The sequence below is a fragment of the Flavobacterium sp. genome, assembly GCF_043722275.1.
Classification (GTDB): Bacteria; Bacteroidota; Bacteroidia; order Flavobacteriales; family Flavobacteriaceae; genus Flavobacterium.
On record NZ_JAYSPC010000135.1, the window covers coordinates 1 to 11129 of the forward strand.

The 11129-nt window shown below is 32.6% G+C and carries 11 protein-coding genes; all 11 read right to left on the bottom strand.

The window, feature by feature from the left end; genetic code table 11:
* On the bottom strand, positions 1-1966 hold a 1966-nt coding region (locus ACHZDT_RS16630; RefSeq protein ID WP_394775752.1), incomplete at its 3' end, for a pectate lyase.
* 790 nt (positions 1967-2756) lie between these two features.
* Complete coding sequence (locus ACHZDT_RS16635; protein ID WP_394775753.1) at positions 2757-3530, bottom strand: Bax inhibitor-1/YccA family protein; 774 nt, start codon at positions 3528-3530, stop codon at positions 2757-2759.
* A gap of 142 nt (positions 3531-3672) precedes the next feature.
* The gene (locus ACHZDT_RS16640; RefSeq protein ID WP_213295838.1) at positions 3673-5064 is read right to left on the bottom strand and encodes an NADH-quinone oxidoreductase subunit N; all 1392 of its coding nucleotides are present in this window, start codon (positions 5062-5064) and stop codon (positions 3673-3675) included.
* Between the two features lie 64 nt (positions 5065-5128).
* A complete protein-coding gene (locus tag ACHZDT_RS16645; protein ID WP_394775754.1) occupies positions 5129-6568 on the bottom strand; it encodes a NuoM family protein in 1440 nt (479 codons plus the stop codon).
* 10 nt (positions 6569-6578) lie between these two features.
* Positions 6579-8462, bottom strand: a complete 1884-nt coding sequence (nuoL, locus tag ACHZDT_RS16650) for an NADH-quinone oxidoreductase subunit L (protein ID WP_394775756.1) — start codon at positions 8460-8462, stop codon at positions 6579-6581.
* Positions 8463-8468: 6 nt separating this feature from the next.
* Positions 8469-8789 carry an NADH-quinone oxidoreductase subunit NuoK gene (gene nuoK, locus ACHZDT_RS16655; protein WP_017494599.1) on the bottom strand — a complete coding sequence of 107 codons (321 nt, stop codon included), beginning with the start codon at positions 8787-8789 and terminating at the stop codon, positions 8469-8471.
* Entirely contained in the window at positions 8789-9328 is a 540-nt protein-coding gene (locus ACHZDT_RS16660) for an NADH-quinone oxidoreductase subunit J (RefSeq protein ID WP_055097509.1), read from the bottom strand. Before ACHZDT_RS16660 ends, nuoK begins: the two co-directional genes overlap by 1 nt.
* Positions 9329-9874 carry an NADH-quinone oxidoreductase subunit I gene (locus ACHZDT_RS16665; protein ID WP_059114695.1) on the bottom strand — a complete coding sequence of 182 codons (546 nt, stop codon included), beginning with the start codon at positions 9872-9874 and terminating at the stop codon, positions 9329-9331.
* A gap of 119 nt (positions 9875-9993) precedes the next feature.
* Positions 9994-10263 (bottom strand): hypothetical protein, encoded by a 270-nt coding sequence (locus tag ACHZDT_RS16670; protein ID WP_394775759.1) that lies wholly within the window; start codon positions 10261-10263, stop codon positions 9994-9996.
* Positions 10218-10346, bottom strand: a complete 129-nt coding sequence (locus tag ACHZDT_RS16675; RefSeq protein WP_394775757.1) for a hypothetical protein — start codon at positions 10344-10346, stop codon at positions 10218-10220. Before ACHZDT_RS16675 ends, ACHZDT_RS16670 begins: the two co-directional genes overlap by 46 nt.
* A 259-nt stretch (positions 10347-10605) precedes the next feature.
* On the bottom strand, positions 10606-11129 hold a 524-nt coding region (locus ACHZDT_RS16680), incomplete at its 5' end, for an NADH-quinone oxidoreductase subunit H (RefSeq protein WP_394775758.1).

Consider the following 11129-nt stretch of genomic DNA (forward strand, 5'->3'; position numbering starts at 1 on the left):
TAAGTGTTTGCCCACTTGTTGCCGAAACTGTAATTGTTCCTGATCCTGTAGCAACAGTTCCGGTTCCAATAGTAGCAATAGAATATGATACTGTCGCTGTAGGAGTTCCTGTAAGTGTGATTGTTTTTGCTGTTGTATTTTTTACAAAGCTAATTCCTGATGCAGGTAATCCAGTTACTACGGCGTCAGTTGCGCTTCCTCCCCAAGTAAAAACAATTGAACTTATTGCTGTTCCGCTGGCAACAGTTTGGTTATTATTTGTAGTAGAAGTTAAAGTCTGTGGGTTTGCTGGAGGAGTTCCTTCACCTTGCACAGCAACTAATGAACCTGTATAATTAGTAAGTGCAGATTTTAAAGCTGTTATTACAAGTGATGATTTATCATCGATATTATTGTCGAATGTCCATTTTAAATCTCCTCCGGAAACACGTCCTGCATATTGAATTACTTTGGTTTTTGCGTTTGCAGGCTGATCCGTCACTAAGTTTTTTACATATAAAGATACATTTGTATCAAAGTTATTATAGGTATTTGCTCCGGACTTTGACTTTACATTACTGCTAACAATTTCACCTCTTGAAGTTGCCACATAAGCATCAAAATCTGTAGTAGAACTAATTTTTCCTGAGATATTATATAGAGGATTTGTGTCGCCGTATGCTACAAAACGCATATTGTTTGTGGCAATATCTGCATCAAAAGTATTATTGAAAGCTTTAATCGATCCGCCGGCTTCACCTGAAAAAGTTCCCATAGTTCCGGCATTATTTACCTGATTGGCTTCGTCCCAAATATCCGAACCTTGCAAGGATGTCAGCATTGGATGTTTGCTATTACGGAAATAATTTCCTTCAACAAATAAAGAAGAACCTAATGTAGATCCTGAACCATATTTTGAAACACCGTCAAAATAATTATTGTAAATATGTGCCGAATAATAACGAACACGTGGATGACGAGAATCTGAATGGTCGAACCAGTTGTGATGATATGTGATGTACAAACCTGTTGTCGTTCCTTCGCTTAGGCCTAAAAGACTTGCTTTTCCGCTGTCCCAAAAGTGATTGTAAGCTAATGTAATATAGGTTGATGTTTTATTGTCTAAAGCGCCATCACCTTTAATTTGATCAGCGTCGCTACCAGCATTTCCGTAGAATAAATCGCAATTGTGAACCCAAATATGGTCATTGTCCTGCTGCATTCCAATATTATCGCCGGCAGTACTATTGCAGTTCATAACGCCAATATTACTCACTTCAATATTTGAAGCTGCTTTAAGACGAACTCCCCAACCATTGGCAACAGCGTCATTTCCTACACCTTCCAGAGTTACATAACTTGATGCATTATTTGCATTTTCGATTACGACATCTCCACCTTCCATTACGGTCATATCTGTAATATTTCCAATTAAACGAATAATAAACGGACGGGTATCTTTTCCTTTTTTAATGGCGTATAAAATATTTTGCAAACCAACACACGGATTTGTGCTCGCTCCGGTAATATCCATTGATATGGTGTTTTTTGTGTTTTGAGTAATGTATAGAATTACAGCACCAGTTTTTGGAGTTCCATCGGCATTGTAACCACCTGGAATACGACCTCCGTCAAAAGCAAAACCATTTCGATCTTGTGCTAATACGGTTAAATTACTTGTGACAGATCCTGTTCCTTCTGTCCCTGAAATAACAGGTTTTACTTTGATAGTATATGTTCCTGATTTAAGTCCTTGAATATCAGCTCTGTAGTAAGAACCGTAACTTCTGATAAGTTGATCGTCTATTTTTTTGTCAACAAATCCATTTCCGCTATAATAAACATTGTAGGATTGTGCATTGTTAACGGGTTGCCATTTTACAAATGCAGATTCTAACCAGCCTGAGGCTTCGTTAATTGTTACTTGCTGCGCCCATATTTGCGAGCACGCAAATAAAAAGACTAAAATAAGTAGGTTTTTTTTCATAATTGTGGTTTTTTTAGTTAATAAAGTTTTTTGTGGTTTTTTATTTATCAGAATCACTTTGTAAATTGTAATCGATTGCACAAAAATATATTTAAATTTTTAATTATGTAAAAAATATCATATAAATATATTTAAACAATAAAAATTTAGCATTTAAATATTTATTATGTAATAAATTACACTAAATGCAACTTATTACATAATACTATAAAGCCGTGTTAAGCCTTATTTTTATTCTATTTAATAATTAGTTTCATATTTAACATATGAGAAAAACACGCTAAATTTTTAATTTAAAATAGTTTAAATCAAAAAACAATAAAATCAGAAAAATCTTATGTATGATATTTTGCATTTAATGTTTTGATCTTCGGAATTTACTTTTCGCTTACAAAATGTTATCATTTTTTAAAGCTTTTAGACCGATTTATTTTTATCTGTGAGCTTTTTATAAAGTCTTTTTCTAATTTTCAAGATTCGAAAACATTTAATATTTGAAGAAGATTTTGGCTTTAAAAATAAAAGTAAGCTTCAATCCGGAAGCTTACTTTATTTATTTTTCTTTTATTACAAAAAAGTAATACGATGGTTTTATGATTTATTTGAAATAAAAAGACTCGTTTTTTTTTTAATCGTAAATTAGTGCACTAGAAATTTTTAAAGAAGTCAATTTCAGGAGAAGGAATTATAGAAGTCAGCATTTCTTTTTTAAGAAAAAAGTTGAATTATAAAGCATAAAAAAAGCCTTTTTGAATTTCAAAAAGGCTTTGGTAATATTGTTTTGAAGAAATTAATTCTTGCTTGATAGTTTTGACAGCAATCTTAAGAATTCAACGTACAACCAAACTAATGTAATCATTAATCCCATTGCGCCGTACCATTCCATAAATTTTGGCATTCTTTCCTGAACTCCTTTTTCGATTTGATCGAAATCTAAAAATAAGTTTAAAGCTGCGATGATAATTACAAATACACTAATTCCTATACTCATCATTCCATTTCCATAATGTACAGGAGTGAAATTAAAGATTAAAGAAGCAACCCATGAAATTAAATAATAGGTTGCAATTGCTAATGTAGCTGCAATAACTACAGATTTGAATTGCTCTGTAACTTTTACAATTTTAAATTTATATAATCCCAGGCAAACTAAAAAAGTTACTAATGTTGCGCTAACAGCATTAACAACAATTCCCGGATACATAGCTTCAAAAATTGCAGAAATTCCTCCAATAAATAATCCTTCAAATAAGGCATAACCCGGAGCTAAATATGGAGAAAGTTGTGGTTTGAATGCTGAAATTATAACTAAAATTAGTCCAACGATAGCACCACCAATTGTAGGTAACATTGCATTCATTCCGTTAAATGCCATCCACCATGTTAACATTGCAGATCCGCATAATATTAAAAACAAAATAGCTGTTTTATTAATTGTACCTGACAAAGTCATTTCCTGATTGTAATCAATAATTTGGGCTTGGTGTACTTCTTCAGCTTTTGAAACAGCATTTGATGAAAAACGTTTGTTGCTTAAAAATGGATTTTTAGAATTGAAGCTCATAATAATATTGGTTTTAAAAACTCATCAAATATAATCGATATTTTTTGATGTGCCAGTAACACTATAGAATTTTTAACAATTACGACCAATAAAAAAGCCATCAATAACAATTGACGGCTTCTATAAAATTATGAATTTGTTTTTAATTTAAAAGATCTAAAACTAGTGATGGAAATAAACCTAAAACAATATTTAAAGTAATTGAAATTACAGCAACTGCATAAATAAGAAAAGGTTTCCCTGTACGTTCCTGATTTGGTTCTTTAGAATACATTGCTAATATTAATTTGAAATAATATCCAACACTAATAATCGAGTTTATCACAGCAACAATTACTAAAGCAATATATCCGGCTTGTATTGTTTGGTTGAACAAAAATAGTTTCGCGAAAAATCCGGAGAAAATTGGAATCCCTGCCATTGAAAGCAATGATGCTGTTAGGATCGCCGCTAACAAAGGATTTGTTTTTCCTAAGCCGTGAAAATTAGTAATATCTTCATTGTCTTGGTTTTTACATACATATAGTATAACACTAAAAGCAGCTATCCCGGCTAATGCATAAGCAGCAGCATAGTATAATAAAACACCTGCTGAAGTTGCAATAGTTAATAAAGTCATCAACATGAAACCTGCATGTGAAATTCCTGAGAATGCCAACATACGTTTTACATTTACCTGACGTAATGCCATTATATTTCCAACGGTCATAGAGGCAATAGAAATAATAACGATGATATTTTCAAAAGTGCCTAAAAGATCCTGATTGTCTAAAGAAGGTACAAGATTTAATGCTGAAACTAATTTATAAAGTGTTGCAATTGCTACAACTTTAGCCAAGGTACTCATTAATGCAGTAGTCAAAGCTGGAGATCCTTCGTAAACATCCGGAGCCCAAAAGTGAAAAGGAACTGCTGCTACTTTAAATAACATACCAATTATCATTAAGATCATTCCAATAGGAAACCAGATTGGTAATTCGGCAGATAAAGAGCTTTCGTGAATTTCTGCAACATCAAAACTTCCCATTGCACCATAAATCAAACAAATTCCGAATAAGATAATGCCAGATGCAAATGATCCCATCAAGAAATATTTCATACCAGCTTCGTTACTTTTTAGATTTAATCTTTCACTTGCAGCCAAGATATAAAGTGCAATTGATAAAATTTCGATTCCCAGGAAAAACATTGCTAAGTTTCCAAAAGAAACCATAGCAACTCCACCAGCTAATAAAAATATTTTTATTGCGACAAAATCAGAGATTTTAGTTGGATGATTTTCGTAAAAATTATGGCTTAATGCTACTAAGAAAATAGTTATAATAATAAATAACGATGAAAACGTGGTAGAAAATTTACTCACCGTAATCATATTATTATAGTAACTTGCTGTTGATCCAAATTCGTAATAATTGATTGCCAAAACACCTAATAAACCAAGAATGGTAATAGGAACAATGGCCTTTCTTAAATTAAGAATTTCAAACAATAGGCAAAAAATACCCAATCCTGTTATAGCTATTAATGTATTCATTTTTGTTTTTTTGATTTAGGAAATCTCAAACTAATGATGCCCTAATTTATTTTTATTTAAAATATTAATTTTTATTGATAACGTTTAGAATTGTCTCTAAACTTGGAGTAATCAAATCTGTAATTGGTTTTGGATAAAATCCGAAGAAAATTAAAACCGCAATAATTAGTACAAATGAAACTCCTTCATTAATAGAAACATCTGCAAAAGGTTTAGAATTTGTTTCTCCTAACATTACATTTTGAAACATTTTAAGCATGTAATAAGCTCCTAAAATAATAGTTGTTCCGCCTAAAACAGCAAACCAGATATTAATTTGAGAAAGACTATATAAAACAGTAAACTCTCCTACGAAGTTAAAAGTACTTGGTAAAGCTACCGAAGCCAATACCAAAATCAAAAACATAGAAGTGAATTTTGGAGATTGAGTACGAATACCGCCTAATTGCGAAATTTCTCTTGTTTCATATCTTCTATAGATAACTTCAGCGGCGAAGAACAATCCAACTACAACAAAACCGTGAGCGATCATTTGTAAAACAGCTCCGCGGAAACCATCAATTGTTAATGTGTAAGTTCCTGCGGCAATTAATCCAACGTGTGCTAATGAAGAGTAAGCCAATAGTTTCTTTAAATCCTTTTGTCTTAAAGCTACGATTGATCCGTAGATAACACCGGCAATTCCCAATGCAATGAAAATATTCATGTATTCTTTTGCAGCTAATGGCGCGAGAGGCAATTGCCAACGAATTACACTATACAATCCCATTTTTAACATGATACCAGATAAAAGCATTGTTCCAACTGTTGGTGCTTTTTGGTAAACATTTGCTTGCCAGGTATGGAAAGGAATAATCGGAATTTTAATAGCATAAGCGAAAAAGAAAGCTAAGAATATCCAAAGTTGCTCAGAAGCAGATAAATTTAATTTGTATAAATCTTCAATCATGAAACTGCCCGCTTTTGTATACAGGTAAATAAAAGCAACAAGCATGAATAAAGATCCTGCAAGTGTATAAATAAAGAATTTGATCACCGCTTTTCTACGTTCTTCAGCATCACCATTACCCCAGATAAGGGCAATAAAGTAAATAGGAATAAGTGCTAATTCCCAAAATATATAATATAAAAGACCATCTGCCGCAAGGAAAGTTCCTGTCATAGCAAAAGCCATAAATAAAATTAAAGCATAAAAACCTTTGGCACTTTTATATTCATTTCCAAAAGAAGAAAATATAATAATTGGCGTTAAGGCCGCAGTTAATAAAAGCATTGCAATTCCTAATCCATCAGCATTAAGTGCAAATGAAATTTTAGGCTGATTGATCCAGGCACTGACAAAACTGATGCTTTCGCCTGCGTAAAAATGATTTAGTAAAACAATTGAACAACCTAAAGCTACCAAACTAAAGAACAAAGCTACTTTAGATGCTAGTTTATCACCAGCAAAATAAGTGACAAATGCACCAATTAAAAGAATAATTAATATAAGAGAAACGTTCATAGTTGTAAAATTATTTAGCTAAAAATATATAGGAAACAATGGCGCAAAGACCCAAAACAAAAGCAAACAGATATAAACCGATACTTCCGCTTTGTAATTTTCTACCTTGAAAACCTATTTCATTGGTTACTTTTCCTAATCCGAAAACAAGTGCTGATAAACCTGTTTCAACAGTATCTCTAAAGAATTTCGACAATCCGTTAATAGATCGAACAAATATTGCATCGTAAATTTCATCTACATAATATTTGTTGTATAAAACTTTGGTCAAACCTGTAATGTTTTCGTCAGCTTCAGGAACGTTGTCTTGTTTAAAGTATTTGATGTAAGCAATTAAAATACCTAATAATCCACCTAAAACAGCAACTCCCATTAAAGTATATTCTGTTGGACCTAAATGATGTTGTTCACCAGCCACTTTCGTGAAAAGCGGAGCCAAATATTCATTTAACCAGCTATTTCCAGGCAAACTAATTAGTCCGCCAAAAGTAGCCAGAATTGCTAAAATTATAAGAGGGAAAGTAATTAATGCACCACTTTCATGTAAATGATGTTTTTGCTCTTCAGTTCCTCTAAAATCTTTAAAGAAAGTAAGGAACATTAATCTGAACATATAAAATGCCGTCATTATTGATGCAATAGAACCAATAACATAAAGAGGAATACTGTGTTCGAAAGCCGTTAATAAGATTTCATCTTTAGAGAAGAAACCTGAGAAAAACGGAATACCTGAAATGGCTAATGATGAAATTAACATCGTCCAGAAAGTGACAGGCATTGCTTTACGCAAACCTCCCATTTTACGCATATCCTGTTCTCCGTGCAAACCGTGAATAACAGATCCTGATCCTAAGAATAAACAAGCTTTGAAAAAAGCGTGAGTGATTACGTGGAATACAGCAACTTCATAAGCACCAAGTCCTAATGCTAAAAACATTAATCCTAATTGTGAAACGGTAGAGTAGGCCAAAACCTTTTTAATATCTGTTTGAACTAAACCAATTGTTGCAGCAACTAATGAAGTTATAGCTCCAATTACAGCAATAACAGTTTGAACATCCGGAGCCAGATCAAATACAAAATTCAATCTTGTTACCATAAAAATACCAGCTGTAACCATTGTTGCAGCGTGAATCAATGCAGAAACCGGAGTTGGTCCAGCCATCGCATCAGGTAACCAGGTGTATAACGGAATTTGTGCTGATTTACCACAAGCTCCAATAAACAAACATAATGCAGCTAATGAAAGCAACGGCAAATTCAAATTTGTAGCTCCTGCAAGTGCAGTTTTTAAAGTTGCATAATCTAAAGTCGAGAACATTGAGCCAATAATGAACATTCCGATTAATAAACCTAAATCTCCAATTCTGTTCATGATGAAAGCTTTTTTCGCAGCATCATTGTAATCCTGGTTTTTATGCCAGAATCCGATTAATAAGTACGAACAAAGTCCAACGCCTTCCCAACCAATAAATAAAACTAATAAATTACTTCCCATTACAAGTGTAATCATGAAGAAAACGAACAGATTCAAATACGCAAAAAACTTGTGCATATTCTCATCGTCGTGCATGTAACTAATAGAATATAAGTGTATCAATGAACCAATACCCGTTACAAAAAGCAACCAAAGCAATGATAACTGATCTAATAAAAATCCAAGATTGATATGTAGGTTACTAATTTGAATCCAGTCAAATAAAGTAACCTGAATGGCTTGTTTTGTTTGGCTAATTTGATTGAAAAAGAAAAGTGTAACAGCAAAAGAAACTACTACAGCAGCAGTCCCAATAATTCCTGAAACAGTTTTTCCTAAGCTTTTGCCAAAGAAAACATTGATTAAAAATCCTAAAAAAGGAGCTAATACTAAAACTAAAGCTAAATTGGTATCCATTTCCATTTATCCTTTTAAATTTTTTAAATTATCGATACTAATCGAACCTAAATTTCTAAAGATCGAAACTAAAATAGCCAATCCTACTGCAACTTCTGCTGCAGCAACCGCCATAGAAAAGAATACAAATACTTGCCCTTGTGCGTCTTGATGATAAGTTGAAAAAGCAACAAATAAAAGGTTAACAGCATTCAACATGATTTCGATAGACATGAAAACGATAATAGCATTTCGTCTGTACAATACACCAAAAATACCAATACAGAAAAGTACAACACTTAAAAAGATGTAATTTTCAATACCTATTTGATTTAATATATTACCCATTATTTATTTAATTTTTCTTTTTTAGACAATAATACAGTTCCAATCATAGCTACTAAAAGCAAGATCGAAGCGAATTCAAACGGAACCATATATTCGTTCAGTAATATTTTACCCAATACTTTAATAGACTGGAAATCTTCACCGGTTGAATCATATTCACCAACAATTGGTTTAGAATTGATGAAAATTGCAATCAATACAATACAGATCAAACAGAAAGATACAATTGCACCTAAACGCGTAATTCTTGGTCTGTGTACATCTCGCTGCTCATTCAAATTCATTAACATAATCGTAAACAGGAACAAAATCATAATCGCTCCAGAGTAGACTATAATATGTACTATAGCCAAAAATTGAGCATTTAATAATAAATAGTGACCGGCAATAGAGAAAAAGCAAATCACTAAATAAATAGCACTGTGAATTGGGTTTCTGCTAAAAATAGTCAGGAAAGCGGTGATTACAGTAATAAACGCTAAGAAACAAAATATAATTTGTACAGTTGTTGCGTGTGCAAAATCAGGAATATGTATCATTTAATTAGCATTATTAAGTTGAGCATTTTTGATCGCCACATCAAGAGGCATCACTAATCTGTCTTTTCCAAAAATGAAATCTTCTCTTTCATAGCTGGAAGGAACCAAAACTTTTGAAGTCGTCAAATAAATGGCGTCTTTCGGACAGGCTTCTTCGCATAAACCGCAAAAAATACAACGTAACATATTGATTTCGTATATCGAAGCATATTTTTCTTCTCGGTACAAATGTTTTTCATCAGCTTTACGTTCAGCAGCTTTCATTGTGATAGCTTCAGCCGGACATGATAAAGCACATAATCCGCAAGCGGTACAGTTTTCACGACCTTGTTCATCACGTTTCAACTGGTGTTGACCACGATAAACCGGACTCATTTCACGTACTTGTTCAGGATAGTGAATTGTCACTTTTTTTCTGAATAAGTGTTTAAGTGTGATGAATAATCCTTTCACAATCGCCACAAGATACAATCGTTCCCAAAAAGTCATCTCTTTATTCGAGACCATCTTCTTTCTACCCGATAATGATATAGTTTCTATTGACATTTTTTTAATTTTTATTTTGAAGCTTAATCCTGCTATCCGCTATATCTTTTATTTTTTAAAGAAAAAAATAAAAGGATACCGCTTCTATCAGGGCTATGGCATTTTGGTATTAATCAAATTTATTTTTTATAACCAATTTTTGTTCTTTCAATCTTATTTTCCTGTTTGTCCATTAACTCATCAAGATAAGTAAAGACTAATTCAATATTTTTACTCTGATTCGATAATTTTGTTTTTATCTCTTCAATTTCCAATTTCATATTCAAGGTTTCCGAAATCTCCTGACGGATTTTTGTAAAAACACGAATAATTTGAATATTAACTCTAATAGCCGTTGCACTATTCAAAACACTTGATAACATTGCAACTCCTTGTTCAGTAAATACCATCGGACATATCTTGTGCCTCCCCAACTTGAGGTGCCAATTTGGCTCCTCAAGATTTCGCTTTCAATTTCAGTCAATTCAAACATAAAATCATCTGGGAATCTTTCTATGTTTCTACGAACCTGTCTTTTGAGTTACTTAGTTTCTACTCCATAAAGTATTGCTTATTCTGAATCAAGCATTACCTTTTGTCCTCGAATAAGCAATATTTTGCTAATTATGAATTCTTCCGTAATAATTAATTCTTCACTCATTCATTATTTTTATGCGGTGGTTGTAATTCACAACCGCTTTTTTGTTTTAGTGTCGCAAATTGCGATACATAAGATTAGACGCAATTTTATTTTAAAATCCAAAATATGCTGCGATATCATGTCTTAAAATAACAACTCCGGTAATCATGATATTAACGATTGAAAGCGGAATCAAAATTCTCCATCCTAAATGCATTAATTGGTCATATCTAAATCTTGGAATTGTCCAACGAACCCACATGTAGAAAAATATAAAGAAACATACTTTAGCAAATAATGCTGCCATTCCTAAAACGTTTCCAATATTTACACCAACATTTTCTACCATCCATTGCATTCCGGGATAATTATATCCTCCAAAAAACAAAACAGATATAATAGTTGCAGATGTAAACATACTTGCATATTCAGCAAATAAATAGAATCCCATTTTCATGGATGAGTATTCTGTATGGTAACCACCAATCAACTCAGATTCACATTCTGCTAAATCGAAAGGAGTTCTGTTAGTTTCTGCAAACGAACAAATCAGGAAAATCAAGAAAGATAAAGGTTGGTAAAATACGTTCCAGTTCATTCCTTGTTGTTGAAGAGAGATTTCTCTTAAACTTAAAG

Excerpts from the sequence above, each read along its gene's own strand:
- ACHZDT_RS16635 (WP_394775753.1), bottom strand. The coding sequence starts at position 3,530 with ATGAGCTTCAATTCTAAAAATCCATTTTTAAGCAACAAACGTTTTTCA.
- ACHZDT_RS16640 (WP_213295838.1), bottom strand. The coding sequence starts at position 5,064 with ATGAATACATTAATAGCTATAACAGGATTGGGTATTTTTTGCCTATTG.
- ACHZDT_RS16645 (WP_394775754.1), bottom strand. The coding sequence starts at position 6,568 with ATGAACGTTTCTCTTATATTAATTATTCTTTTAATTGGTGCATTTGTC.
- nuoL (WP_394775756.1), bottom strand. The coding sequence starts at position 8,462 with ATGGATACCAATTTAGCTTTAGTTTTAGTATTAGCTCCTTTTTTAGGA.
- nuoK (WP_017494599.1), bottom strand. The coding sequence starts at position 8,789 with ATGGGTAATATATTAAATCAAATAGGTATTGAAAATTACATCTTTTTA.
- ACHZDT_RS16660 (WP_055097509.1), bottom strand. The coding sequence starts at position 9,328 with ATGATACATATTCCTGATTTTGCACACGCAACAACTGTACAAATTATA.
- ACHZDT_RS16665 (WP_059114695.1), bottom strand. The coding sequence starts at position 9,874 with ATGTCAATAGAAACTATATCATTATCGGGTAGAAAGAAGATGGTCTCG.
- ACHZDT_RS16670 (WP_394775759.1), bottom strand. The coding sequence starts at position 10,263 with ATGGTATTTACTGAACAAGGAGTTGCAATGTTATCAAGTGTTTTGAAT.
- ACHZDT_RS16675 (WP_394775757.1), bottom strand. The coding sequence starts at position 10,346 with ATGTTTGAATTGACTGAAATTGAAAGCGAAATCTTGAGGAGCCAAATT.